The sequence below is a fragment of the Xanthobacter albus genome (assembly GCF_043194895.2).
Classification (GTDB): Bacteria; Pseudomonadota; Alphaproteobacteria; order Rhizobiales; family Xanthobacteraceae; genus Xanthobacter.
In genome coordinates this window covers 2,884,372-2,908,855 of the sequence record NZ_CM195532.1, presented here as the reverse complement: position 1 = coordinate 2,908,855, position 24,484 = coordinate 2,884,372, and the positions used below count along the sequence as shown (strand labels likewise).

Sequence of the window (24,484 nt, the reverse complement as noted above, 5' to 3'; positions counted from 1 at the left end):
GGAGGCCCCCCTTCACCCTGAAGCCACTGGCCCCACGAGCCGCCCTGCGCCGATACGCGTCCCCGGCGGACGCGACAGCCGGCGCGGTCCTCATGCCTTCTCCAAGGAGCGTCCAGCCCCATGACCGTCTTTGCGGATTCGAGCCGGTTCATCATGGACCTCGGCATGCACAGCGGCGACGATACGGCCTATTACCTCGCGAAGGATTTCGAGGTCGTGGCCCTGGAGCCCAACCCTGTCCTGGCGGCGGCGGCACGCGCGCGCTTCGCGGCCGACATCGCGGCCAAGCGCCTCACCCTGGTGGAGGCCGCCATCTGGTCCGAGGCCGGCACCGGGACCTTCCACCTGAGCGAGAGCGGGGACCCGCGCGGCAGCCTGCTGCCCGCGCAGCTCGTGGCCGAGGGCACGCCCGGGCGCGGCATCGAGCTGCCCACCGTGACTCTCGGCGACCTGTTCGACCGCTTCGGCACCCCGCTCTACATCAAGATCGACGTGGAGGGCGGCGACCGCATGGCGATCGACCAGCTCGTGCGCCAGCTCGTGAAGCCACTTTATGTGAGCGTCGAGGAGCATGGCGCCGGCTTCGAGCTGGTCGCCACGCTCAGCGCCTGTGGCTACAACGGTTTCCAGCTCGTGGACCGATCCGAGGTGCCGGCCATGAGCGATCCCGACCTGCCCTTCACCTTCACGGAGGGCTCGGCGGGCCCGTTCGGCGATGCCCTGCCCGGTGACTGGCTGGCGCGCGCCACGTTCGAGGCCGAGTACGCCGCGAGCATCCTCACCCGCGAAGGCGCGCGCATCGCGCCGCCCGGCCGGGTGTTCGACATCCACGCCACACGTCTGTGAGGCGTAGGGCCGCACAAGCCACGGACAAGCGGAAGCCGCAAAAGTGCCGCCCTGAGGCCGTCCGCGTCGCCGCGGCGGGGGCGGCGGAGGCAGGGGAAGAGAAGCATGGCGAAGGGGCAGAGAGCCGGGTTCCGCGTGGCGCGTGGCACCGCACGGAACACCACGCTCAAGTCGGCGGAAGATGCGCGGCGCGCCGTCCTCCTGCACCAGGAGGGCAGGTTCGCCGAGGCCGCGGAGTTCTACGCCAGCGCCCTGAAGCGCGACCCCGCGAACGCCCGCACCCGTCACATGCTGGGCCTCTGCCTCGCCAATTGCGGCCGCCTCGACGAAGCGGAGGCCGCCCTGAGGCTGGCCGCCTCTCGCCTGCCGGACGACGCCGATGTCGCGGCGGGCCTCGGTGATGTTCTGGCGCAGAAGAGTGGAGCGGCGGAGGAGGCCATGGCCTGCTACGAGCGGGCCTTGGCCCTCAAGCCCGCCCACCGCGCGGCGCGCACTGGCCTGTCGCGCCTGTTGGCGGTCGGCGGCTCGGTCGAGAGACTGCGCCGACAGGCGGCCGAGATTCCGGATGACGCCGACACCGCGCTCGCCCTCGGCCTCGCCATGATCGCGGCCGGCGAAGACCCCGCCCTGGCGGTGAGCCAATGGGTGCAGGCCGCGCGCCGCGGCATTCTCACCGCCGAGCAGCTTCGGACCGAGGGCGGGCTTGCCCACAGCCGGGTCAGGATGGTGGAAGCGCTGGCGCTGTTCCAGGCCGCGGTGGCGGTCAATCCCTCGGACGCTCCGGTCCACTGCAACATCGGCGCGCTGCTGCTGGACATGCACCGCCTGCGCGAGGCCGCCGAGGCGCTCCAGAAGGCATTCGCGCTCGACCCCAACCACGCGCTCACCCTGCTCAACATGGCCGTGCTCTACGCCAAGGACGACAGGTATTCCGAGGCGTTGGACTATTATCGCCGCACGCTGCGCATCGCTCCCGGCATAGCGGCGGCGCTTCTCGGCGCCATCAAGATGAGCCAGCACATCTGCCAATGGGGCGGCATTCCCGGATGGGAGGCGGAACTTTCACGCGCGCTGGCGCGGGGCGACGCGGAAAACCTCGACCCCTTCGTACTGCTCGCCTGCAACGTCACGCCCACGGAGCACCTGCTCGCCGGACGGATCTATGCGCAGCAGTGCCGGGTCGCCCCCAGCGATCGCCTGCCCCCGCCGCCACCCGCCGTGCCCGGCCGCCGCATCCGCATCGGCTACCTCTCGAATGACTTCTACGGCCACGCCACCGCCTTCCTCGCGGCCGGGATGTTCGAGCAGCACGACCGCGAGACCTTCGAAACCTTCGCCTATTCCTTCAGCCCCGACGACGGCAGCAGCATGCGCCGGCGGATCGAGAAGGCGTTCGACCATTTCGTCGAGATCGGCCACCTTTCGGACGGCGACGCCGCCCGGCGCATCCGCGAGGACGGCATCGACATCCTGGTGGACCTCAAGGGCTACACCAAGGGCTGCCGCACCCAGATCATGGTGCTGCGCCCGGCACCGGTGCAGGTGAACTACCTCGGCTATCCCGGTACCATGGGCGCCGATTTCATCGACTATGTGATCGGCGATCCCGTCGTCACCCCATTCTCCGCCGCCGCCGGCTTCGACGAGAAGATCGTCCAGCTCCCCGACTGCTACCAGCCCAACGACCGCCGCCGCGAGGTGGCCGAAACCCCGCCCACCCGCGCCGAATGCGGCCTGCCGGAAGGCGCCTTCGTCTTCTGCTGCTTCAACAACACCTACAAGATCACGCCCGAGATGTTCGCGGCCTGGCTGCGCCTGCTCGATCAGGTGCCGGGCTCGGTGCTGTGGCTGTTCGAGGCCAACCCCACCGCCCGCGACAACCTCGCCTACGAGGCCGCGAGCCGCGGCATCGAGCCGGAGCGGCTCATCTTCGCGCCGCTGGTGGGGCAGGGCCTCCACCTCGCGCGCTACGCCCACGCCGACCTCTTCCTCGACACGAGGCCCTACAACGCCCACACCACCGCCAGCGACGCCCTGTGGGCCGGCGTGCCGGTGGTCACCCTTCCCGGCGACAGCTTCCCGGCGCGGGTCGCCGCCAGCCTGCTGCGCGCGGTGGGCCTGCCGGAGCTGGTGACGGCGTCCATCGAGGAATACGAGGCGCTGGCCCTCGCCCTCGCCCGCGACCCTGATCGCCGCGCAGCACTCAGGGCCCGGCTGCGGGAAGCACGCGAGCATGCGCCCCTTTTTGACACCGCGGCCTTCACCAGTGGCATCGAGGCCGCCTACAAGCGGATGCATGCCCTGCGGTGCGCGAGCAAGCCGCCAGAGGCCTTCGCGGTCCCGCGCGCAGAGAAAGGCAATTGACTTTGGTCAAGGCTCATTCGCCGGCTATGCTGCAAAGATCCAGACCATGACCCGTCCCCCGCGGACGCCGCCGCGCGGCGCCGGATATGCGCCGCATCCGCCATGCCGCCCAACGCCGGGACACGGAGAAAGACACCCAGAATGACCGACAAAACCACGCCCCCGAAAGCCGAGAAGGATCCCTCCGCTGCCTCCATTCCTGAGGCTGCGGAAACCAGCCTCGCTGACGAGCGCGTGAAGGCGGCACAGGAAGCCAAGCTCTCCGCCGTGGCGGACATCGCGACCCAGGCTTCGGTGAGCGAGGGCCTGGAAGCCATCATCGCCGGCGCTTCGCCGGACGATGCGGCGCGCCTGCGCGGCGCCCTCGGCCTGCCCAAGCCCTCCGGCCCGCACCGCGCCACCAGCGACGAGCTCGCCGACGACTGGCGCAACGGCAGCTACCCCTACAAGTACCGCATGCTGCGGCGCGATTACGAGCACCAGAAGTTCCAGCTTCAGACCGAGCTTCTCAAGCTCCAGTCCTGGGTGAAGGAGGCGCGCCAGCGCGTCGTTCTCCTGTTCGAGGGGCGCGATGCCGCCGGCAAGGGTGGCGCCATCAAGCGCTTCATGGAGCACCTCAATCCGCGCGGCGCGCGGGTGGTGGCCCTGGAAAAGCCCAGCGACGTCGAGCGCGGGCAGTGGTACTTCCAGCGCTACGTGGAGCACCTGCCCACCACCGGCGAGATCGTGATGTTCGACCGGAGCTGGTACAACCGCGCCGGCGTCGAGCGGGTGATGGGCTTCTGCGGCGACGACGAATACCGCGAGTTCCTGCGCCAGGCGCCGGAGTTCGAGCGCAACCTGGTGCGCAGCGGCACCCATCTCATCAAATTCTGGTTCTCGGTGAGCCGCGAGGAGCAGCGCCGGCGCTTCAAGGAGCGCAAGGTGCACCCGCTGAAGCAGTGGAAGCTCTCGCCCATTGACCTCGCCTCCCTCGACAAATGGGAGGACTACACGCGGGCGAAGGAGGCCATGTTCTTCCACACCGACACGGCCGACTCGCCCTGGACCGTCATCAAGTCCGACGACAAGAAGCGCGCGCGCATCAACGCCATGCGCTATGTGCTCCATTCCCTGCCCTACAAGGGCAAGGACATCGAGCGCATCGGTCCGGTGGACCTGCTGCTGGTGGGGCGCGCCAACGCCGTCCATGAGCGCGACGAGTACACCGTCGACGCGCCCAAGGGCGCCTGAGTCCCGAAAGGGGCGCAGCGCGGCGCCCCGGTCATCGCCATCCGTACCCCGACACCCGGTGCAGTCTGGACTGCGCCGGGTGTTTTTGCGTGTGCGCGGAGCCTGCCGCGCAGCATGCGCGGGGCGCGGCTTCGGACCTAAGTATGAGTCGCCTCCGGCGCCGCGGTCGCTTAGGTTGCGAGTACGAAGCCTCGGTGTATCGAGAATCGCCCCAGGTGCCGGCCGCCACAGGCCGGGAACCGAACCAGAGCGACCGATCCGCGAGAGCTTCCAACTGTTCCGCTTTTCGGCATGGGGAGGATGCCGCGGCATGGAACGAGAACCCATGTGAAAAAATCGCCCGCGCCGGAAACGGGCTGCGCCTTGCGCGCGGACCTCATCCCGGATGCAAAGGTGAGTTGGACCTGACGCCAGACCTTGGGTCCCGGCCGCGGCGGAACCTTCCGAAGCGGAGCGGGAACCAAGGGGCCCTGCGCGCCGAACGTCCTGGGTGGCCGACAGCCGCCCGTGGCGGGGCTTGCGCTTGGGGTTCGCCAACCGGGACGCCACAGGCGCCCGACCAGAAGAACAAAGCCCGCGGAATCGTCCGCGGGTTGGAGAGGAGCTTCCCATGGACAATTCACTGGCCGCGCGCATCGCGGCCAATCCCGATTACCAACGCCTGAAATCGACGCGTTCGCGGTTCGGCTGGACCCTGACCTTCGCGATGCTGATCGTCTATTATGGCTTCATCCTGCTGATCGCCTTCAACAAGCAGGTGCTGGCCGCGCGCATCGGCACCGACGTCATGACGTGGGGCATTCCGATCGGCTTCGGCGTCATCGTCTTCACCATTCTCATCACCGCCATCTACGTGCGTCGCGCCAACGGCGAGTTCGACGCGCTGTCCGAGAAGATCAAGGCGGAGGTGCTGAAGTGACGAGCGTTCGCAATCTTTTCGCGCGCGCGGGCCTCGCGGCCTCCGTGGCGCTCATGTCGGGCCCCGTGCTCGCAGCCGGCGGCGACCTCGGCGTCGCCGAGAAGCAGGCCACCAACTGGACCGCGATCGTGATGTTCGCGCTGTTCGTGGTGATGACCCTGTTCATCACCAAGTGGGCGGCGGCCAGGACCAAGTCGGCGGCCGACTTCTACACCGCCGGCGGCGGCATCACCGGCTTCCAGAACGGCCTCGCCATCGCCGGCGACTATATGTCGGCGGCCTCGTTCCTCGGCATCTCCGCGGCGGTGATGACCTCCGGCTACGACGGCTTGATCTATTCGATCGGCTTCCTCGTGGGCTGGCCCATCCTCACCTTCCTGATGGCGGAACGCCTGCGCAACCTCGGCAAGTTCACCTTCGCTGACGTGGCGGCCTTCCGCTTCGCCCAGACGCCGGTGCGCGTGTTCGCCGCCTCCGGCACGCTGGTGGTGGTCGCGTTCTACCTCATCGCCCAGATGGTGGGCGCCGGCCAGCTCATCAAGCTGCTATTCGGCCTCGACTACTGGATGGCGGTGGTGATCGTCGGCGTGCTCATGATGGTCTACGTGCTGTTCGGCGGCATGACGGCCACCACCTGGGTGCAGATCATCAAGGCGTGCATGCTGCTCGGCGGCGCGAGCTTCATGGCTTTCATGGTGATGTGGCAGTACGGCTTCAGCCCTGAGAAGCTGTTCGCCGCCGCCGTGCAGGTGAAGACGCAGATCGCCTCCTCCAAGGGCGCCACCCCCGAGGCGGCGGCCACCGCCGGCCAGTCCATCATGGGCCCGGGCACCTTCATCAAGGACCCGATCTCCGCCATCTCCTTCGGCATGGCGCTCATGTTCGGCACCGCCGGCCTGCCCCACATCCTCATGCGCTTCTTCACCGTGCCGAGCGCGAAGGAAGCCCGCAAGTCGGTGATGTGGGCCACCGGGTGGATCGGCTACTTCTACCTGCTCACCTTCATCATCGGCTTCGGCGCCATCACCTTCGTGCTCACCAACCCCGAGTTCCTGGACGCCAAGGGCGGCCTGGTCGGCGGCGTGAACATGGCGGCGGTGCACCTCGCGCATGCGGTGGGCGGCAACGTGTTCCTGGGCTTCATGTCGGCGGTGGCGTTCGCGACCATCCTCGCGGTGGTGGCCGGCCTCACGCTGTCGGGCGCCTCGGCGGTGTCGCATGACCTCTATTCGACCGTGCTGAAGGGCGGCAAGGCCGACAGCGCCTCGGAGCTGAAGGTCTCGCGCATCACCACCATCTGCCTGGGCATCATCGCGGTGCTGCTGGGCATCGCCTTCGAGAAGCAGAACATCGCCTTCATGGTGTCCCTGGCATTCGCGGTGGCGGCCTCGGCCAACTTCCCGGTGCTGTTCATGTCGGTGCTGTGGAAGGACTGCACCACCAAGGGCGCGGTGATCGGCGGCTTCCTCGGGCTTGCCTCCTCGGTGATCCTGACCATCCTGTCGCCGTCGGTGTGGGAAGCCACGCTCGGCAACCCGGCCGGCTCGGCGCCGTTCCCCTACACCTCTCCGGCCCTGTTCTCCATGGTCCTCGGCTTCGCCGGCATCTGGTTCTTCTCCATCACGGACAAGAGCCAGCGGGCGGCGGTCGATCGCGCCGGCTTCCCGGCCCAGGAGGTGCGCTCGGAGACCGGCATCGGCGCGTCGGAAGCCTCGGCCCACTAGGCCGGAGCCATGTCGCGGCCGGGCTCCACGGCAGGGGGACCGGTGCCCCCCGACTCCCCTCCGGAGTCCCTCCCCGTCGGGGCACCATCTCCCCTCGACCCGCCCCGAAACGGGCGGGTCCGCTCCCGGCGCCGCGAGCGCCGGGAGTTCGTTTCCGTCATGGCCTCGCGCGTGCGCGACGCCTATGTGCGCAAGCCCTTCTTCGTGGACGGCGGCACCGATCTCGTCAGCCTCTGCCGCGCCCTCTCCGAGAGGGGCCTCACCGATGCCCTGGTGCGCGACGGCGCCCGCATCGGCGTCTTCACCACCACCAATCTGCGCGACGCGCTGCTGCGCGAGACCCCGCCCCACCTGCTGCCGGTGCGCGAGATCGCGACCTTCGAGCCGTTCTCCGTCTCCATCGACGATGAGCTCTACGGCGCCATGCTGCTGATGCTGCGCCACCGCATCCACCGCGTGGTGGTGCGGGAGGGGCAGGACATCGTCGGCCTGCTCAGCCAGATCGACCTCATGGCCTTCGTGGCCAGCCACTCCCACCTCATCGCCCTCGAAATCACCGAAGCCGCCGATGTGGACGAGCTGCGCATCGCCGCCCGGCAGATCGACGAGCTGATCGCCGACCTCCAGGACGACGGCGTACGCGTGGAGGTGATCGGGGAGCTGGTGGGCGAACTGAACCGCCGCCTGTTCCATCGCCTGTGGGAGCTGCTGGCGCCGCCGGCTCTGCGCGAGAATTCCTGCCTGCTGGTGATGGGCTCCGAGGGGCGCGGCGAGCAGCTCATCAAGACCGACCAGGACAACGCCCTCATCCTGCGCGACGGCTTCGCCTTCGAGGGGCTGACGGCGGTGACGGAGGCGTTCACCGCCGCCCTCATCACCTTCGGCTACCCCCCCTGCCCCGGCGGCATCATGCTGAGCCGGCCGCTCTGGTGCCAGCCGCTCGCCGCCTTCAAGGACACGCTGAAGCGCTGGCTGTTCGCCGGCGCGGCCGACGGGCCCATGAACCTCGCCATCTTCCTCGACGCGGCGGTGGTGGCGGGCGACGGCGCGCTCATGGAAGAGGCTCGCGCGCATCTCGACTTCCTGCTCCAGGACGACGCGGCCTATTTTTCCCGCTTCGCGCGTGCGGTGGAGCAGTTCGGCGACGGCGAGGCGTGGTGGTCGCGGCTGCCGGGCCTGCGGGGCCGGGCGGCGGCCGAGATCGACCTGAAGAAGCTCGGCATCTTCCCCATCGTCCACGGCGTACGGGCGCTGGCGCTCGAATACCGGGTGCGGCCCCTCTCCACGGCGGCGCGCATCAAGGCGCTGGTGGACGACGGCCGGCTCGACGCAGGCCTGGGACGAGACCTCGCCGACGCGCTCCATTGCCTCATGGGCCTGAAGCTCTCGAGCAACCTGCGCCAGCGCGCCGCCGGCCGCGCGCCGGGCAACACCCTGCCCTTGAGCGAGCTTGGCACCCTGGACCGGCAGGCGCTGAAGGATTCCCTCGCCATCGTGCGCGCCTTCAAGCAGTGGCTCGCGCGCCACTACCGGTTCGACCTGCTGTGACCGGGGGAAACGACAGGCCCGGCGACGACGGCCCGCGGCCGGCGGTGCTGCTGGCCCTGTTCGCGGCGGGAATGCTGCTGTTCAACTTTCCGCTGCTCGCGGTGTGGAACGTGCCCGTCACCGTGCTCGGCCTGCCGCTGCTGCCGGTGGCGCTGTTCGTGATCTGGGCCGCGCTGATCGCTCTGCTCGCGCGCGTGAGCGAGCGGCGGCGTGGCGGGGATGGCGCGCCATGATCTCCGCGCCCCTCGTCCTCGCGGTCTCCATCGGCTACCTCGCGCTCCTGTTCACCATCGCGGCGGCGGCGGACAGATCGGCCGCGCGCGGGCGCTCGATGATCTCGAATGCCTGGGTCTACGCCATGTCGCTGGCGGTCTACTGCACCGCCTGGACCTATTTCGGCAGCGTCGGGCGGGCGGCGGCGGGGGGCATCTGGTTCCTGCCCATCTATCTCGGGCCCATGCTGGCGATGTTCCTCGCGTGGATCGTCGTGCGCAAGATGATCCGCATCGCCCACGCCCACCGCATCACCTCCATCGCCGATTTCATCGCCAGCCGCTACGGCAAGAGCCCGGCGCTGGCGGCGTTGGTCACGCTCATCACCGTGGTCGGCATCGTTCCCTACATCGCCTTGCAGCTGAAGGCGGTCTCGGCGGGCTATCACGTCCTCACCCACGGCGCCGGGGCGGCCCCGGCCGCCGCCTCGCCCTGGTGGCGCGACGGCACGCTCGCCGTCACCCTGGCGCTCGCCCTGTTCACCATCCTGTTCGGCACCCGCCACCTCGACAGCGCGGAGCGGCACGAGGGCATGGTGGCCGCCATCGCCTTCGAATCCGTGGTGAAGCTGCTGGCGTTCCTGGCGGTAGGCCTGTTCGTCACCTACGGCCTCTTCAGCGGCATGGCGGACATCTGGGCGCGGGCGCAGGCACTGCCGGAGCTCGCCGCCCTGTTCCATCCCGGTGCCGATGCGCCGTTCGACTACACGCAGTGGTTCGCGCTCACCATCCTCTCCATGCTTTCCGCACTGCTGCTGCCGCGGCAGTTCCAGATCATGGTTGTGGAGTGCACCGACGAGCGGCACGTGAAGCGCGCGGCGTGGGTGTTCCCGGCCTACCTCCTCGCCATCAATCTCTTCGTGCTGCCGATCGCGCTGGGCGGGCTCGTGCTGTTCGGCCCCGGCGGCGTGGACGCCGACACCTTCGTGCTCTCCCTGCCGCTCGCCCATGGCGCGCCGGTGCTGGCGCTCATCGCCTATGTGGGCGGGCTTTCGGCCGCCACCGGCATGCTGATCGTGGAGACGATCGCGGTCTCGACCATGGTGTGCAACGATCTCGTCATGCCCGCCCTGCTGCGCCGGCCCGGCTTCGCCGCCCGCGCGGGCGGGGATCTCACGGCCCTGCTGCTCAACATCCGCCGGGCCGCCATCATCGGCGTGCTGCTGCTCGGCTATTTCTATTTCCAGGTGGCGGGGGAGGCCTATGCGCTGGTCTCCATCGGCCTCATCAGCTTCGCGGCGGTGGCCCAGTTCGCCCCCGCCCTGCTCGGCGGCATGTACTGGCGCGGCGGCACGCGCATCGGCGCGCTCGCGGGCCTCGCCGCCGGCTTCCTGGTGTGGGCCTACACGCTCATGCTGCCCTCGGTGGCGAAATCGGGCTGGATCTCCGAGGCGTTCGTGCGCGAGGGGCCGCTCGGCATGGCGCTGCTGGCGCCCGAGCGGCTGTTCGGCTTCGGCGGGCTCGACCCGCTCACCCACGCCCTGTTCTGGAGCCTGCTCGTCAACACCGGGCTTTACGTGGGCCTCTCGCTGCGGCGCGCGCCCCAGGGGGCGGAGGCGACCCAGGCCCTGCTGTTCGTGGATGCCTTCGCCCGCCACCCCGGCGCCGGCGCGCCCGTGTTCTGGCGCGGCGCCGCGCGGCTCGACGACTTGATGGCGCTCACGGCCCGGCTGCTGGGCCCCGAGCACGCCCGCGCGGTGTTCGAGGCCCATGCGGCGGAAACCGGTGCCCGCGACATCCATACCCTGAAGGCGGATGCCTCTCTCGTGGGCCGTGTGGAACGGACCCTTGCCGGCGCCGTGGGTAGCGCCTCGGCGCGGGTGCTGGTGGCCTCGGTGGTGGAGGAGGAGCCGCTCGACATGGAGGATGTGCTCCAGATCCTCGACGAAGCCTCCAAGGTGCGCGTCTACGCCGAAAAGCTGGAGGCCGCGAGCGCCGAGCTGAAGGCCGCCAACGCGCAGCTCAAGACCCTGGACCAGCTCAAGGACGATTTCGTCTCGTCCGTCACCCACGAGCTGCGCACGCCGCTCACCTCCATCCGCGCCTTCTCCGAGCTGATGCTCGACACCCCGGACATGGAGGAGGCCCAGCGCGCCGACTTCCTGCGCATCATCGTCGCCGAGAGCGAGCGGCTGGGGCGCCTCGTCAACCAGGTGCTGGACCTCGCCAAGATGGAGTCCGGCCTCGCCGACTGGCAGGCGCAGGACGTGGACCTCGCCGCTTTGGTGCGGGATGCCGTGAAGGCCACCTCCGAGCTGTTCCATGCCCGCGGCGCCCGTGTCGCGACGCACCTGCCGGAGCGCGTCCCCACGGTGCGGGCCGATGCCGACCGGCTGATGCAGGTGCTGGTGAACCTGCTCTCCAACGCCGCCAAGTTCGTGCCCGAGGGCGCCGGCCGGGTGGACGTGACCCTGCACCGCGCGGACGATTCCCTGATCGTGGAGGTGAAGGACAACGGGCCGGGGGTGCCGGAAGCGGAGCGGCACACCATATTCGAGAAGTTCCGCCAGGGCGGCGATGCCCTTTCCCGGCCCTCGGGCACGGGACTGGGGCTTCCGATCAGCCGCCAGATCGTGGATCATCTGGGTGGAGCCATGTGGCTGGTGTCAGAACCGGGCGGCGGCGCGACCTTCGCGTTCAGACTGCCCCTCCAGCCGGGAGGAAGAACGCCATGAACGAACAGCAGCACGAACACGTGAACGGGATCGCCAGCAGCCGGGCGGGAGACAAGGTCCTCATCGCCGACGATGAGCCGAACATCGTGGTATCGCTGGAATTCATGATGAAGCGCGAGGGCTTCGACGTACTGGTGGCGCGCGACGGCATCGGCGCGCTGGAGACGATCCGCCGCGAGCACCCGCGCCTCGTGCTGCTGGATGCCTCCATGCCCGGCATGACCGGCTTCGATGTATGCGAGGCCGTGCGCTCCGACGAGGACACCCGCGAGACCCGCATCGTGATGCTCACCGCCAAGGGCCGCGAGACCGACAAGGCCCGCGGCGTCGGCGCGGGGGCGGACGCCTATGTCACCAAGCCGTTCTCCACCCGCGATCTGGTGCAGACGGTGAAGGAGATGATGGCGCGGGACGCCGCCGAATGAGCCTCGACCGGTCGCTGGCCGCCGCCATGCTGGCGCCGGGGCTCGCCCTGGCGCTGTGGCTGGCGCTGGGCGCGGCCGGCTTCTACGCCACCCTCGATGGCCCTGAAGCGGCGGCGCTCTCGGCCGCCCTGGGCCCGTTGGTGGAAACCCGCGGCATGCTGGTGCTGTTCTGGTGGCTGGTGGCCGCCGCCGGCGCCGCCTGGGTGGTGCAGAAGCTCCACGCGCGTCACGTGGCCGGCCCCGCCCGCCTCGCCGAAGGCGCGCGCGTGCTGGTGAGTGACGCGGAGGCCCCGCCGCTGCCCGCCCTCGGCCCCGCCTCCAGCCAGGCGCTGGCCGCCGCGCTGAACGCCCTTGCCCTGGAGCGCGGCACCCTCCGGCAGGAGATGGCCCGCCTGGTGGAGAACGCGAGCCGCGCCGTGGCCCAGCAGCGCGACCAGCTCGGTGCCCTGGTGGCCGAGCTGCAGCAGAGCGTGGTGGTCTGCAATCTCGAAGGCCGCATCCTGCTCTACAACGCCCGCGCCCGCGCCCTGTGCCGTCGCATCTCCCGTGCGCCCGGCGGGGCGGCGGGGGCGGAGCTGATCGGCCTCGGGCGCTCCATCCACCAGGTGGTGGACAAGGCCCTCATCGACCACGCCCGAGAGAGCATGGAGCGGCACCTCGTGCGCGGCGAGCCGGCGCCGGGCGCGCGCTTCGTCACCCACACGCCCTCCGGCCACCTGCTGCGCGTGAGCCTCGCGCCCGTGCGCGGCGCGGCGGAAGGCGCGCCGGCCACCGGCTTCGTGCTGCTGCTCGACGACATCACCGACGAATACGAGGCCGAGGCCAGCACCGACCGCCAGTGGCTCGCCCTCACCGAGACCAGCCGCGCCGGCCTCGCCAGCATCCAGGCGGCGCTCGACATGCTGGACTATCCCGACCTCGACACCGCCGACCGCGAGCGCTTCCAGGGCGTGGTGCGGGAGGAGGTGGCGGCCCTGGGCGCGCGCATCACCGCCCTCGCGGCCGAGGCCTCCGGCGCCCACCGCACCCGCTGGCCGCTCCAGGACATGCTGGGCGCCGATCTCGTCGCCGCCGCCGCCCACCGCATCGAGGCTGAGACCGGACAGGCCGTGCGCGCCGATGCGGTGGATGCCGACCTGTGGCTGAGCGTGGACAGCTTCGCCCTCATCGCCGCCCTCGCCTTCCTGGCGCGGCGCGCGGCCGAGGGGCGCGCGGCGCCGGCCCTGGAGCTGCGCCTCGCGCGCGCGGACGGGCACGCCCATCTCGATCTCGCCTTCGCGGGCAGCGCGGCCATCGGCGCCGGCTGGCAGTCCTGCTCCATGGACGGGAGCGCCGGCGGAGCCCTCAGCGTGCGCGATGTGGCGGAGCGCCACGGCGGCGAGGTGTGGCTGGAGCACGCGCGCGGCAACGAGGCGCGCGCCGCGTTCCGTTTCCTGCTGCCCTGCGCCGTCGGCGGCGCGGATGCGCTCCCGCACGCGGGCGAGAGCCGGCCGGAATATTACGACTTCGACCTCTTCGCCGCCGCCGATGCCCACCACGAGCGCGACCACCGCCCGCTGGAGGAACTGAGCTTCACGGTGTTCGACACCGAGACCACCGGGCTCGACCCGGCCGGCGGCGACGAGATCATCCAGATCGGCGCCACCCGCATCGTCAACGGCAAGCTGCTGCGGGCCGAGTGCCTCGACCAGCTGGTGGACCCGCGCCGCTCCATCCCCGAGGCGGGCATCGCCATCCACGGCATCCGCCCGGCCATGGTGCGCGGCCAGCCCACCATCTCGGAAGCGCTGCCGGCCTTCCACGCCTTCGTCTCCGATACGGTGCTGGTGGGCCACAATGTGGCGTTCGACCTGCGCTTCCTGAAGCTGAAGGAGGCGGCCACCGGCCTCGTCTTCGACCAGCCGGTGCTCGACACGCTGCTGCTCGCCTCCATCGTCCACCCCCATGCGGAGGCGCAGAGCCTGGAGGCGATCGCGGCGCGGCTCGGCGTCGCCATCTCGGGCCGCCACACGGCGCTGGGCGACGCCATGGTGTGCGCGCAGGTGTTCCTGAAGCTGCTGCCCCTGCTCCGCCAGCAGGGCATCCGCACCCTCGGCGAAGCCCGCGCGGCCTCGGAGGACTCTTATTACGCCCGGCTGAAGTATTAGGGCGCTTTCAGCGGAAGCCTGACGCGATCTTCATCCGGATCCAATCTGGAGCGCTTTACTCACCTATTCCGCGCGAATAGAGGCCCGAAAAATGGTGCGCTGATCGCCGGATCAGGCCAATAGCGACGACAATTTTTCTTGTCCCGCTGTATAAATCTTCAGCCGGCCACACGGCACTCACTCCCCACCAAGCCCGACCGAAGACCGGAGCCGATGGCCTCAGTCCTCGCCCAGGCGGTGCAGGATGCGCTTGCGCAGGGCCACGGCCTCGGCGGTGCCGGGCTCGCGCACCGGCCCCTCGGGGATGTCGATGATCTCCGCGATACGGCCGGGGTGGGGCTGCATCACCACCACCCGGTCGCCCAGCAGGATGGCCTCATCCACATCGTGGGTGACGATGATGGCGGAAAGGCCCTCCTGCCGCACGATGCGCAGCACCTCGCGCTGCAGGTGGCTGCGGGTGAGGGCGTCGAGCGCGCCGAAGGGCTCGTCGAGCAGCAGCAGGCCGGGCCGGCTCACCAGGGCGCGGGCGATGGCGACGCGCTGCGCCATGCCGCCGGAGAGCTGCTTCGGCAGCGCCTGCGCGAACTTGGAGAGGCCGACGAGCGCCAGATGCTCGGAGGCGATGCGCCGCCGCTCCGCCTTGCCGAGGTCCGAGCGCGCAAGGCCCGCCTCCACGTTCTGCGCCGCCGTGAGCCAGGGGAACAGGCGATGCTCCTGGAACACGATGGCCCGCTCGGGCCCCGGCCCGCGGATGGCCCGCCCGGCGAAGCCGAGGTGCCCCTCGTGCTCGCTCTCCAACCCCACGATGAGGCGCAGCAGCGTGGACTTGCCGCAGCCCGAGGCGCCCACCACCGAGACGAACTCGCCCGGCGCCACATCGAGGCTGATGCCCGCGAGCACCGGCAGCGGCGCGCCGTTCACCACATAGGTCTTGCTGAGGTTGCGGATCTCGAGGGCCGTCGCGGCCATGGGCTGCTCCCGTCACTGCCAGCGGATGAGAAGGGCGCCGAGCCGGCTCGCGGCGGCATCGAGCGCCACCCCCGTGAGGCCCAGCACCGCCATCCCCACGAGCACCAGATCCATGGCGTAGAGGTCCCGCCCCGTGATGAGCACGGAGCCGAGGCCGGGCGCCACGCTCATGAAGTATTCGGCGCCGACGGTGGCGAGCCAGGCGTTGATGAGCCCCACCCTGAGCCCCGCGACGATATCCGGCAGCGCCGCCGGCAGCCGCGCCCACACCAGCCGCTGCCAGGGGGAGAAGCGCAGCACGGCGGCGGCCTCCTCCAGCGTCTTCGGCAGGGCGCGCGCACCAGCCCAGGCATTCACCGTGACGGGCACGAAGGCGGCGGTGGCGATGAAAGCCACCTTGGCCCCCTCGCCCATGCCGAACCAGAGGCCGAACAGGGGGATCCAGGCAAAGATGGCGATCTGCTTGAAGGAATCGAAGGTGGGCCCCACCAGTCGCCCGAACAGCGGCGACAGGCCGAGCGCGAGGCCGAGCGGGATGCCCGCCGCCGCACCCAGCGCGAAGCCCGCGAGGTCCCGCCCCAGGGAAGCGAGCAGCGCCTCGGGCAGCACGCCGCTGCGCCATTCGCCCAGGGCGCGGGCGAGCACGGTGGCGGGGGCCGGTAGCTCCCTCAGGTCGGTCCAGCCGGCCGCGCTCGCGGCCTGCCAGAAGGCCAGCAGCGCCAGCGGCAGCAGGCTCAGGCGCAGCGCGCCCCGCGCGAGGCCGGCCGTCATCGCCAGGCCCCGATGCGGGCCTCCACGAGGCGCAGCCCCCGGTCCAGAGCGAAGCCGACCACGCCGATGACCACCACCGACACCAGCACGAACTCGATCTGGAACAGCTGGCGCCCCCACACCATGAGGTAGCCGAGCCCCTCGGTGGAGGCGATGAGCTCCACCGCCACCAGCGCCAGCCAGGCATGGGTGAGGCCGGTGCGCACGCCAGCGAACACCGTGGGCAGCGCCGCCGGCAGCACCAGGCCGAAGACCGTGCGCGACGGCGAGAAACCGAACACGCGCCCCACCTCCCGCCAGTGTGGCGGGACGTTGCGCACGCCCTCCGCCGTGTTGACGGCGAGCGGGATCATGGCCGCCTTGGCGACGATGAGCACCTTCAGCATCTCATCGATACCCACCAGCAGGATGAGCAGCGGCGCAAGCGCGATGGGCGGCACCTGGGCGAACCAGACGAACACCGGCTCGATGAGCTGCGACACGGTGCGCGACACGCCCATGGCGACGCCGAGGAGCAGCCCCACCGCGCCGCCCAGGGCGAAGCCCAGCGCCACCCGCCCCAGGGTGGCGCGCACATGCTCCCCGAGCTCGCCCGTGGCGGAAAGCTCGCGGAAGGCCTCGAGCACCGCGCGCGGACCGGGCAGGATCTGCGCCGGCAGCCAGCCCTGGCCGGAGGCGAGCGCCCAAAGGGCGAGGAGGCCAAGGGGCAAGGCCAGCCCCTGCAGCGCCGGCACCAGAACGCGGGCGCGCGGCAGGAAAAGGCGGCGGGGCCGGACCACCGCAGCGGCGGGCAGCGGCAGGTCTGCGGCGGATGTGGTGGAGGTCATGGCCCGCGCCTCAGTTAGTGGCGACCGGCTTGCCGGCCGCGTCGAGGGGGGGCCAGCGCTTCTCCAGGCCGAGCTGCTTCAGGGCCACGTTGAGGTATTTCGGCTCGAACCAGCCCTCGACCGAGACATCACCCCGCAGCAGGCGGTAGTCCTTGGCCTGCTGGATCTTGGAGGCATAGGCCTCGACCAGGAACGGATCGATCAGCGGGCTCTGGCGATACGCGAGCGTCTGGCCTTCGTAGTCGTGCTCGAAGGCGGCGACGGGACGGCCGCTGAGCGACCAGATCTCGAACAGCTCCTTGCGGTTCTTCTCGTCGCTCGCCCAGTCGGCCGCCTTCACGAAGGTATTCACCACGCGCTGCACCAGCTCGGGGTGGGCCTGCTCGAACGCCTCGGTGACGAGCACATGGCTGTGGCGGGTAAAGGTGGGGTCGTCGCCGCGGGTGGAATAGACCACCTTGGCAAGGCCCTGGTCCTGAAGGGCGAACAGGTCCGCCTGGCCGAAGGTGGCGTCGATGTCGCCGGAGCGAAGCGCCGCGATCGCCGCCTCGAAGTCCATGGAGAGGAAGCGGATGTCGCGCTCGGTGAGGTGATGGGCGGCGAGCACCCGATCGGCCGCGAGCTGGAGGTTGGTGCCGCGGAACTGGGCGACCTTGCGGCCCTTCAGGTCGTCGATGCCGGAGATGGGCGCATCCGGCCGCACGGCGAGATAGATATTGTTGCGCACGCCCGAGCCCATGAGCAGCTTGGTCTTGAGCCCGTTGGCCCGGCCGACGATGGCGGGCAGGTCGCCCTGGAGCGCGAAATCGAGCTGGCGGGCGGCGATGGCCTCGTTCACGGCCGGGCCGGCCCCCCGAAAGAACACCCATTGCACGGTGACGTCGTCGCCCTCCAGCTCCTTTTCCAGGAGCTTGCGGGCGTGGGCGACGCTGGCACCGCCCTGGGTGCCGAACTGGCGGCCGCCGATGCCCACCTCGGCGAAGCCGATGCGAATGGTCACCGGCTCGGCGAAGGCGGCGGCGGGAAGAAGAAGGGCGAGCAGCAGCACTGCGGCGCGGGCGATGAGGGACATGGGGAGCGCTCCGGATGAAAGCGCGGCCCGGGCGGCGGGGAACGCCCGGGCCGCTGGCGGCTCAGGCGACGATGGCTTTCGGCTTCTCACCCACGATGCGGGTGGAGGCACGGCGCCCGTCGACGCTCACGGCCGGCTCGCCCACCACGGTGGAGCGTCGCAGGGTCCGCGGCTCGCGGTCGAAGTCGTCCACCGCGCGGTGGACGGTGGCGCGGTTGTCCCACACCGCGATGTCGCCCAGCTTCCAGGACCAGCGCAGGGTGTTCTCCGGGCTGGTGGCGTGGCGCTGGAAGATCTGGAGCAGGTCGTGGGAATCCGGCGAACGGTAGCCGATGATGCGCTGGATGAAGTTGCCGACGATAAGCACCTTCTTCCCCGTGTGCGGATGCACCGCCACCAGCGGCTGCTCGGTCTCGAACACCTTGCGGGTGAAGACCTCGCCGTGGCGGATCTTGCCGTTTTCGCGGACCGGGCGGTCGCTCACGTAGTCGTAGTCGTTGGTGTGCAGGGTCCAGAGCTGCTCCGCCAGCGCCTTCAGGGAATCAGGCAGCTCGTCATAGGCGGCCTCGGTGTTGCCCCACAGGGTGTCGCCGCCGTGGCTCGGCAGCACCACCGGGCGCAGGAAGGTGAGCTGGGGAAAGCGATCCACGAAAGTGAAGTCGGCATGCCAGTGGCTCGCCACCTCGCCGCGCTCAGCCGCCACCTCCAGGATGGCCTCGGTGCCGTCCCTGGAGGGAATGGTGGGGTGCTCGTTGAGGTCGCCGAACAGCTTGGCAAAGGCCTCCTGCGCCGGATCGTCCAGATGGTCCTGCCCCCGGAAGAACACCACCTTGTACTTCAGGATGGCGGCATGGATCGCCTTGACGGTCGCGGGGTGAAGATCTCCGGAGACACGGAGGTCCGAAACCTCCGCGCCGATCCGGCCGCCGAGGGGTCGCAGGTTGAGTACCGAATGATCGCTCATGGACAGCTTCCCTGATGTGCTGGGCAGGCAGTTGCAGAACTAATGCTATAAACTCGATTGTTTTTGTCAATTTAAAATCGGTTGCCGGCGAGGGGTCCGCGCGATGGAGACCTGGCGCGTCCCTTCCACGCCGCCGCCCCGAAAGGCCCCCACCGCAGGCGACCAACGGCGCATCATATTAGGTCAGCGTGCCTGCCTTTTAGCCAATCCGCGCGCCAGCCGCGGCGGGGAAAAAGACCCTGAAATCGAATATTATCGTTATATACCAATAATATGACGACCCCACTCGACACCGCCACACAACTGAGACTATTCTGAAATACGCCTGAAATTTCAGCTTGAAGCCGAAGTGAATTTAGCTTTGTCTATTACCTAATTCCGAAGCCGAGTTCGGGCCACCAAAAGGCCCCTTCGAGGCTTCCGGGCCACCCTTGCGCATCCGGCGCCGGCAGCGGCGCCCTGCGTGTCCTGTGCGTCAAACGCACGCCTCCTGCGGGGACCCATGCTCGCTCAGCAGATCGTCAACGGCCTCATGCTCGGGGCCATCTACATGCTGATGGCGGTGGCCTTCACCTTGGCCATCGGTGTGCTCAACTTCCTGAACTTCTCCCTGCCCGGCCTGTTCATGCTGGGCGGCATGGTGGCCTACGGCTTCATCAAGCTGGGCTGGCCCACGGTGTTCGCCTTCGCCGCCGCCCTCGCGGCCGCCGCGCTGGTGTCGCTGCTGGTGGAGCGCTTCGCCTACCGGCCCATGCAAGGGGGCGATCCGGAGGTGCCGCTGGTCTCCTCCCTCGGCTTCCTGGTGCTGCTGGAAAACCTGATGCTGATCTACTTCGGCTCGGACCAGCAGGCGTTCCCGGCGCTGGTGCCGGACCTCAACTTCCGCTTCGGCGGCCTGGTCATCGGCATCGCGCAGCTCGGCTCGCTCGTGCTCTCGGTGCTGCTGGTGCTGTGGCTCTCCTGGTTCCTGTCCTCCACCTCCACCGGCCGCTGCATCCGCACCGTGGCGGAGAATCGCGACACCGCCGTGCTCATGGGCGTGGATACGGGCCGGCTCGTGCCGCTGCTGTTCATCGCCTCCGCGCTGCTGGCGGCGGTGGCGGGGCTGCTGTTCGCGGTCAACTACCAGCAGGTTTCGCCCTTCATGGGCGAGGGCGTCGGCTTCAAGGGGGTCGCGGCCATGATCGTCGGCGGCATGGGCTCCATCTGGGGCGCGGTGCTGGGCGGCCTGCTCATCGGCCTCGCGGAGGTGCTCTCCATCAGCTTCATCGGCGCCGACGTGGTCAACATCACCGTCTATGGGCTTCTGCTCTTGATCCTCATCGTCCGTCCCCAGGGCCTCATCGGCCGCCCCGCCACCCGGGAGAAGCTGTGATGAGCGGCTATCTCACCGGCGTCCTCGTCGTCCTCGCCTTCAATGTCATGGCGGCCTATGCGGTGTACCTGCCGCTGGCCGCGGGGCAGCTCAACCTGGGCATCGCCGGCTTCATGGCCATCGGCGCCTATGCCTCGGCCTTCCTGACCAATGAATACCAGTGGTCCATGTGGGCGGCCATTCCCGTGGGGGCGGGCCTTGCGGGCCTCACCGGGCTTCTCATCGGCATCCCGGTGCTGCGCACCCACGGCATCTATCTCGCCATGGCCACCTTCGCCCTGGGGCAAGTCATCTCGGCGGTGTTCCTGAACCTTGAGGTGGTGGGCGGCGCCGCCGGCTATCCGGTGACCGATTATGTGGCGCCGAACGGCGTGTTCCTGGCCGCCGCCGGCGTGGTGGTGCTGATGCTCTACCTCTCCCGCACCCGCTTCGCGCTCTACCTCACGGCGGTGAAGAGCGACCCCACGGTGGCGGATCTCCTGGGCGTCTCGGTGCGCGGCATCCAGGTGGCGGCGTTCGCCCTGGGCGCGGCGGTGGCGGGCTTCGGCGGCGCCTTCTACGCCCACCACTACAATTTCGTGGAAGCCCAGCATTTCAACGTGCTGCTCTCGGTCTTCACGGTGCTCTACGTGCTGTTCGGCGGCACGCAGACGGTGTGGGGCCCGCTGGTGGGCGCGGCCTTCTTCACCCTGGCGCCGGAGCTGCTGCGCGCCTCCGACCAATGGCGCTACGCGCTGTTCGCGGTGTTCATCATCGTGTTCATGGCCATGCGGCCCCAGGGGCTGGTCACCACCTCCCTGCTGCGCATCGGCCGGCGCAAGACCGACGCTCCGAACGCGGAGGCCGCCCGATGACCGCCGCCCTCTCCATCCAGGGGCTCAACAAGTCCTTCGCCGGGGTCAAGGCCATCCGCGACCTCTCCTTCGAGGTGCCGAAGGGCGTCACCACCGCCCTCATCGGCCCCAACGGGGCGGGCAAGACCACGGTGTTCAACCTTGTGAGCGGCGTCTACGGCGTCGATGCCGGCAGCATCACCGCCAACGGCATGGACATCACCCACATGCCCTCGCGCCGGCGCATCGCCACCGGCATCGCCCGCTCGTTCCAGAACATCCGCCTCATGTCGCACCTGACGGTGCTGGAGAACATGCTGGTGGGCCAGCACGTGCGCAACGCCTCCCTCGGCGCGCTGCTCACCCCCTACCGCCTGTTCCCCAACCACCGCTGGAAGGTGCAAGCCCGCGAGGCCCTGGCCGAGAGCGGCCTCGCCGAATGGGCGGACGAGACGGTGGGCGCCCTGCCCTACGGCGTGAAGAAGCGCATCGACCTCGTGCGCGCGACGCTCGCCGGCGCCAGCGTGCTGATGCTGGACGAGCCCGCCGCCGGCCTCAACCCGTCGGAGACCAACGCCCTGCGCGATCACCTCAAGGCCCTGATGGCCAAGGGCATCACCCTCCTGGTGGTGGAGCACGACATGCACTTCGTGGACAGCATCTGCCAGAACGTGGTGGTGCTGAATTTCGGCGAGAAGATCGCCGAGGGCCCGCTCTCCCAGGTGCGCCAGAACGCCAAGGTGCGCGAGGCCTACATCGGCTCGGAGGAGGCGTGACATGGCGCTCCTCGACGTTTCCGGAATCTCCGTCTCCTACGGCCGCGTGAACGCCCTCCAGGACGTGTCGCTGCAGGTGAGGGAAGGCGAGATCGTCACCGTGCTCGGGGCCAACGGGGCCGGCAAGAGCACCCTGCTCAAGGCCATCCTCGGAGCGGTGCCGCTGAAGTCCGGCGGCATCACCTTCGCCGACACGGACATGAGCCGCGCCGCCCCCCACCGGCGTATCGCCGAGGGGCTGGTGCTGGTGCCGGAAGGCCGGCGCATCCTCATCTCCCTCACGGTGGAGGAGAATTTGAGGCTCGGCGCCCACATGCGCCGCGACGCCACCGCCATCACCCGCGAGATGGATTCCATCTACGCCCGCTTCCCGAACCTCGCGGAGCGGCGGAACATGCTGGCCTCCTGCCTCTCCGGCGGCGAGCAGCAGATGCTGGCCATCGGCCGCGCCATGATGGCGAAGCCCCGCTTGATGATGCTCGACGAGCCCTCCCTCGGCCTCTCGCCCCTGTTCGTGCAGAAGCTGTTCGAGCTGATCGTCGAGCTGAACCACGACGGCCTCGCGGTGCTGCTGGTGGAGCAGAACACGGGCAAGGCCCTCTCGGTGGCCCATAGCGCGACCGTGCTGGAGCTCGGCCGCGTGACCATGGCGGGCGACCCCAAGGCGCTCGCCTCCGACCCCCGCCTGCAGGCGGCCTATCTCGGCGCGGGTGAAGCCGAGAGCGCGTGAGCACACTGAAACAAGACAAGAAATCCGTTCAGAGGAGTTGGGACATGAAGAAGCAGGTGTTGTTGGGCGCCACCATGCTGGCGGCGCTCATTTCCGCGACCGGCGCGCGCGCCGAGGACGATCTGGTCCTGGGCTACATGATGGCGAAGAGCGGCCCCTATGTGAGCCTCGCCAACACCAATGAGATCGCCGTGGACATGGCGGTCGAGGAGATCAACGCCAAGGGCGGCATCAACGGCAAGAAGGTCAAGGTGGTGAAGTTCGACACCGCCGGCGATCCCAAGCAGGCCACCACCGCCGTGCGCTCCTTCGCGCAGGATGCCGGCGCGCTGGCCGTGATCGGCCCGTTCTCCTCCTCCGAGGTGCGCACCACCTTCCCGGTGGGCGAGCGCGAGGGCATCTCGCAGATGTCCATGGCCTCCTCCGCCCCCGGCCTCACCAAGGGCTTCACCTTCGGCTTCCGGAACACCACCGACGAAGGCAAGGTGATCGACCAGGTGCTGGGCGCCATCAAGGACAAGAAGCTGCCCATGGCCTCGGGCGCGGCGGCCTACGCCACCGACGACGTGGTCTCCAAGTCCATCGGCACCGCGGTGGTGCCCAAGATGTTCGAGAAGTACTCCATCCCCCTGAAGGGCTCGGTGGACTTCCAGCTCGCCGCCTTCGATCTCTCGCCCCAGGTGGCGCAGCTCAAGCAGATCAGCCCGGACATCGTCGGCCTCGGCTCCCCGCCCGAGGGCGCCATCAACCTCGCCAAGGAGCTGAAGCGCCAGGGCGTCTCCACCCGCATCATCGGCGGCACCAACATGGCCGATCCCGAGCTGCCCAAGCGCATGGACGGCGCCGGCGAGACCCTGACCATCGGCACCACCTTCTTCGCCGACGCCAACGACAAGACCAAGGCCTTCACCCAGGAGTTCGCCAAGCGCACCAAGGCCGCCGGCCTGCGCACGGACCCCAACCAGATGGACGCCTCTGTCTATGACATCGTCTACCTCTATGCCGAGGCCATGAAGAAGGCCGGCGTCACCGGCGACAAGGCCAAGCGCGCCGAGGAGCGGGCCGCCATCCGCGACCAGCTGTCGAAGCTCAAGGACTACCCCGCCATGGAGGGCTCCATCTCCTTCACCGACGGCGATGCCGTGAAGCCGGTCTACGTGCTCGAGGTGAAGGACGGCAAGTGGACCCTGCTCGACACGCGGATGCCGAACTGACCTCGGCTTCCACGTAAAGCCGGCGCCCCATTCTGCCCTGACCTGGGGCGCCGGCACCCTTCCCTACCGCAAGACCTGTTCGAGGAACCCTGATGTCGGGCACCGCCCTCACCTTCACCATCCACGCCGACGGCCGCAGCTACGAGGAAACGCTGCTGATCCGCACCGCCGTCATCGCCGGCTGGACCGGCCGCGACAAGGCCGCGCTGGAAAAGCACATCGTCGAGCTCGAAGCCCTGGGCGTGCCGCGCCCGGCCTCGACCCCCATCTACTACCGGGTCGGCGCAGCGCGGCTCACCGGCGCGGAGGCCATCGAGTGCACGGGTGGCGAGTCTTCCGGCGAGGTGGAGTTCGTGATCGTGGCGGCTGAAGGGCGCTATTACCTGGGCGTCGGCTCTGACCACACGGACCGCAAGGTGGAAACCTACAACATCACGGTTTCCAAGCAGATGTGCGACAAGCCCATGGCCCCCGAGCTGTGGGCCCTGGACGAGGTGGCGCCCCACTGGGACGACCTCATCCTGCGCTCCTACGCCGTCTTCGACGGCAAGAAGGAACTGTACCAGGAGGGCACGGTGGCGGCCATGCTGCCCCCCGCCGACATCCTCGCCGGCTATGGCGCGCCCTTCGCCGATGGCGCGGTGATGTATTGCGGCACCCTCGCCGCCCACGGCGGCATCCGCCCGGCGGAACGCTTCGAGTACGAGCTGGTGGACCCGGTGCTGGGACGCACCATCCGCCATGGCTATGACGTGGTGACCCTTCCGGTAGCAGGGTAACGAACATCAACTGCGACG

General features: G+C 69.4%; 21 protein-coding genes. 16 read left to right on the top strand and 5 right to left on the bottom strand.

Annotation, left to right across the window (positions count from 1 at the left end; all coding sequences use genetic code 11):
- Positions 1 to 120 precede the first annotated feature (120 nt).
- From V5F75_RS13010 to V5F75_RS12965, 10 genes are all read left to right on the top strand, one after another.
- Positions 121 to 846 carry an FkbM family methyltransferase gene (locus V5F75_RS13010; RefSeq protein WP_394034573.1) on the top strand — a complete coding sequence of 242 codons (726 nt, stop codon included), beginning with the start codon at positions 121 to 123 and terminating at the stop codon, positions 844 to 846.
- A gap of 105 nt (positions 847 to 951) precedes the next feature.
- Entirely contained in the window at positions 952 to 3,210 is a 2,259-nt protein-coding gene (locus V5F75_RS13005) for a tetratricopeptide repeat protein (protein ID WP_394034574.1), read from the top strand.
- Positions 3,211 to 3,351: 141 nt separating this feature from the next.
- Positions 3,352 to 4,443, top strand: a complete 1,092-nt coding sequence (gene ppk2 / locus V5F75_RS13000) for a polyphosphate kinase 2 (protein ID WP_394034575.1) — start codon at positions 3,352 to 3,354, stop codon at positions 4,441 to 4,443.
- 610 nt (positions 4,444 to 5,053) lie between these two features.
- Positions 5,054 to 5,362 (top strand): DUF485 domain-containing protein, encoded by a 309-nt coding sequence (locus V5F75_RS12995; protein WP_393988488.1) that lies wholly within the window; start codon positions 5,054 to 5,056, stop codon positions 5,360 to 5,362.
- Positions 5,363 to 5,415: 53 nt separating this feature from the next.
- A complete protein-coding gene (locus V5F75_RS12990; protein ID WP_509212176.1) occupies positions 5,416 to 7,086 on the top strand; it encodes a cation/acetate symporter ActP in 1,671 nt (556 codons plus the stop codon).
- Positions 7,087 to 7,245: 159 nt separating this feature from the next.
- Entirely contained in the window at positions 7,246 to 8,634 is a 1,389-nt protein-coding gene (locus V5F75_RS12985) for a DUF294 nucleotidyltransferase-like domain-containing protein (protein WP_394034576.1), read from the top strand.
- Positions 8,631 to 8,867, top strand: a complete 237-nt coding sequence (locus V5F75_RS12980) for a hypothetical protein (protein WP_394034577.1) — start codon at positions 8,631 to 8,633, stop codon at positions 8,865 to 8,867. The genes V5F75_RS12985 and V5F75_RS12980 overlap by 4 nt, the downstream gene beginning before the upstream one ends.
- Positions 8,864 to 11,581, top strand: coding sequence for an ATP-binding protein (locus V5F75_RS12975; protein ID WP_394034578.1), 2,718 nt, complete (start codon positions 8,864 to 8,866; stop codon positions 11,579 to 11,581). The genes V5F75_RS12980 and V5F75_RS12975 overlap by 4 nt, the downstream gene beginning before the upstream one ends.
- Positions 11,578 to 12,006, top strand: coding sequence for a response regulator transcription factor (locus V5F75_RS12970; protein ID WP_394034579.1), 429 nt, complete (start codon positions 11,578 to 11,580; stop codon positions 12,004 to 12,006). Before V5F75_RS12975 ends, V5F75_RS12970 begins: the two co-directional genes overlap by 4 nt.
- The gene (locus V5F75_RS12965) at positions 12,003 to 14,153 is read left to right on the top strand and encodes a 3'-5' exonuclease (protein ID WP_394034580.1); all 2,151 of its coding nucleotides are present in this window, start codon (positions 12,003 to 12,005) and stop codon (positions 14,151 to 14,153) included. The genes V5F75_RS12970 and V5F75_RS12965 overlap by 4 nt, the downstream gene beginning before the upstream one ends.
- Before the next feature lie 219 nt (positions 14,154 to 14,372).
- Here the strand turns inward: V5F75_RS12965 and V5F75_RS12960 are convergent, their stop codons facing one another.
- The 5 genes from V5F75_RS12960 to V5F75_RS12940 form a co-directional block, all read right to left on the bottom strand.
- Positions 14,373 to 15,125, bottom strand: a complete 753-nt coding sequence (locus V5F75_RS12960; RefSeq protein ID WP_394034581.1) for an ABC transporter ATP-binding protein — start codon at positions 15,123 to 15,125, stop codon at positions 14,373 to 14,375.
- A gap of 12 nt (positions 15,126 to 15,137) precedes the next feature.
- Positions 15,138 to 15,896, bottom strand: coding sequence for an ABC transporter permease (locus tag V5F75_RS12955; RefSeq protein ID WP_394034582.1), 759 nt, complete (start codon positions 15,894 to 15,896; stop codon positions 15,138 to 15,140).
- The gene (locus V5F75_RS12950; protein WP_394034583.1) at positions 15,893 to 16,723 is read right to left on the bottom strand and encodes an ABC transporter permease; all 831 of its coding nucleotides are present in this window, start codon (positions 16,721 to 16,723) and stop codon (positions 15,893 to 15,895) included. Before V5F75_RS12950 ends, V5F75_RS12955 begins: the two co-directional genes overlap by 4 nt.
- Before the next feature lie 10 nt (positions 16,724 to 16,733).
- Complete coding sequence (locus V5F75_RS12945; RefSeq protein ID WP_394034584.1) at positions 16,734 to 17,795, bottom strand: ABC transporter substrate-binding protein; 1,062 nt, start codon at positions 17,793 to 17,795, stop codon at positions 16,734 to 16,736.
- 61 nt (positions 17,796 to 17,856) lie between these two features.
- Positions 17,857 to 18,759, bottom strand: a complete 903-nt coding sequence (locus V5F75_RS12940) for a TauD/TfdA dioxygenase family protein (RefSeq protein WP_394034585.1) — start codon at positions 18,757 to 18,759, stop codon at positions 17,857 to 17,859.
- Positions 18,760 to 19,261: 502 nt separating this feature from the next.
- On the opposite strand from V5F75_RS12940, the gene V5F75_RS12935 reads away from it, so the two are divergent.
- The 6 genes from V5F75_RS12935 to V5F75_RS12910 all read left to right on the top strand — a co-directional run bounded on the left by V5F75_RS12935 (position 19,262) and on the right by V5F75_RS12910 (position 24,466).
- Positions 19,262 to 20,134: a branched-chain amino acid ABC transporter permease gene (locus V5F75_RS12935; RefSeq protein WP_393988499.1), complete on the top strand. Its 873-nt coding sequence runs from the start codon at positions 19,262 to 19,264 to the stop codon at positions 20,132 to 20,134.
- Positions 20,134 to 20,988, top strand: a complete 855-nt coding sequence (locus V5F75_RS12930) for a branched-chain amino acid ABC transporter permease (RefSeq protein ID WP_394034586.1) — start codon at positions 20,134 to 20,136, stop codon at positions 20,986 to 20,988. Before V5F75_RS12935 ends, V5F75_RS12930 begins: the two co-directional genes overlap by 1 nt.
- On the top strand, positions 20,985 to 21,743 hold the full coding sequence (locus V5F75_RS12925; protein WP_394034587.1) for an ABC transporter ATP-binding protein: 759 nt from the start codon (positions 20,985 to 20,987) through the stop codon (positions 21,741 to 21,743). Before V5F75_RS12930 ends, V5F75_RS12925 begins: the two co-directional genes overlap by 4 nt.
- Position 21,744: 1 nt before the next feature.
- Positions 21,745 to 22,473, top strand: coding sequence for an ABC transporter ATP-binding protein (locus V5F75_RS12920; RefSeq protein ID WP_394034588.1), 729 nt, complete (start codon positions 21,745 to 21,747; stop codon positions 22,471 to 22,473).
- 44 nt (positions 22,474 to 22,517) lie between these two features.
- Positions 22,518 to 23,687, top strand: a complete 1,170-nt coding sequence (locus V5F75_RS12915) for an ABC transporter substrate-binding protein (protein WP_394034589.1) — start codon at positions 22,518 to 22,520, stop codon at positions 23,685 to 23,687.
- Between the two features lie 92 nt (positions 23,688 to 23,779).
- On the top strand, positions 23,780 to 24,466 hold the full coding sequence (locus tag V5F75_RS12910) for a DUF2848 domain-containing protein (RefSeq protein WP_394034590.1): 687 nt from the start codon (positions 23,780 to 23,782) through the stop codon (positions 24,464 to 24,466).
- Positions 24,467 to 24,484: the final 18 nt, after the last annotated feature.

What these genes read in the sequence shown, in the direction of transcription:
- V5F75_RS13010 (WP_394034573.1), top strand. Translation starts at nt 121, where the DNA reads ATGACCGTCTTTGCGGATTCGAGCCGGTTCATCATGGACCTCGGCATG.
- V5F75_RS13005 (WP_394034574.1), top strand. Translation starts at nt 952, where the DNA reads ATGGCGAAGGGGCAGAGAGCCGGGTTCCGCGTGGCGCGTGGCACCGCA.
- ppk2 (WP_394034575.1), top strand. Translation starts at nt 3,352, where the DNA reads ATGACCGACAAAACCACGCCCCCGAAAGCCGAGAAGGATCCCTCCGCT.
- V5F75_RS12995 (WP_393988488.1), top strand. Translation starts at nt 5,054, where the DNA reads ATGGACAATTCACTGGCCGCGCGCATCGCGGCCAATCCCGATTACCAA.
- V5F75_RS12990 (WP_509212176.1), top strand. Translation starts at nt 5,416, where the DNA reads ATGTCGGGCCCCGTGCTCGCAGCCGGCGGCGACCTCGGCGTCGCCGAG.
- V5F75_RS12985 (WP_394034576.1), top strand. Translation starts at nt 7,246, where the DNA reads ATGGCCTCGCGCGTGCGCGACGCCTATGTGCGCAAGCCCTTCTTCGTG.
- V5F75_RS12975 (WP_394034578.1), top strand. Translation starts at nt 8,864, where the DNA reads ATGATCTCCGCGCCCCTCGTCCTCGCGGTCTCCATCGGCTACCTCGCG.
- V5F75_RS12970 (WP_394034579.1), top strand. Translation starts at nt 11,578, where the DNA reads ATGAACGAACAGCAGCACGAACACGTGAACGGGATCGCCAGCAGCCGG.
- V5F75_RS12965 (WP_394034580.1), top strand. Translation starts at nt 12,003, where the DNA reads ATGAGCCTCGACCGGTCGCTGGCCGCCGCCATGCTGGCGCCGGGGCTC.
- V5F75_RS12960 (WP_394034581.1), bottom strand. Translation starts at nt 15,125, where the DNA reads ATGGCCGCGACGGCCCTCGAGATCCGCAACCTCAGCAAGACCTATGTG.
- V5F75_RS12955 (WP_394034582.1), bottom strand. Translation starts at nt 15,896, where the DNA reads ATGACGGCCGGCCTCGCGCGGGGCGCGCTGCGCCTGAGCCTGCTGCCG.
- V5F75_RS12950 (WP_394034583.1), bottom strand. Translation starts at nt 16,723, where the DNA reads ATGACCTCCACCACATCCGCCGCAGACCTGCCGCTGCCCGCCGCTGCG.
- V5F75_RS12945 (WP_394034584.1), bottom strand. Translation starts at nt 17,795, where the DNA reads ATGTCCCTCATCGCCCGCGCCGCAGTGCTGCTGCTCGCCCTTCTTCTT.
- V5F75_RS12940 (WP_394034585.1), bottom strand. Translation starts at nt 18,759, where the DNA reads ATGAGCGATCATTCGGTACTCAACCTGCGACCCCTCGGCGGCCGGATC.
- V5F75_RS12935 (WP_393988499.1), top strand. Translation starts at nt 19,262, where the DNA reads ATGCTCGCTCAGCAGATCGTCAACGGCCTCATGCTCGGGGCCATCTAC.
- V5F75_RS12930 (WP_394034586.1), top strand. Translation starts at nt 20,134, where the DNA reads ATGAGCGGCTATCTCACCGGCGTCCTCGTCGTCCTCGCCTTCAATGTC.
- V5F75_RS12925 (WP_394034587.1), top strand. Translation starts at nt 20,985, where the DNA reads ATGACCGCCGCCCTCTCCATCCAGGGGCTCAACAAGTCCTTCGCCGGG.
- V5F75_RS12920 (WP_394034588.1), top strand. Translation starts at nt 21,745, where the DNA reads ATGGCGCTCCTCGACGTTTCCGGAATCTCCGTCTCCTACGGCCGCGTG.
- V5F75_RS12915 (WP_394034589.1), top strand. Translation starts at nt 22,518, where the DNA reads ATGAAGAAGCAGGTGTTGTTGGGCGCCACCATGCTGGCGGCGCTCATT.
- V5F75_RS12910 (WP_394034590.1), top strand. Translation starts at nt 23,780, where the DNA reads ATGTCGGGCACCGCCCTCACCTTCACCATCCACGCCGACGGCCGCAGC.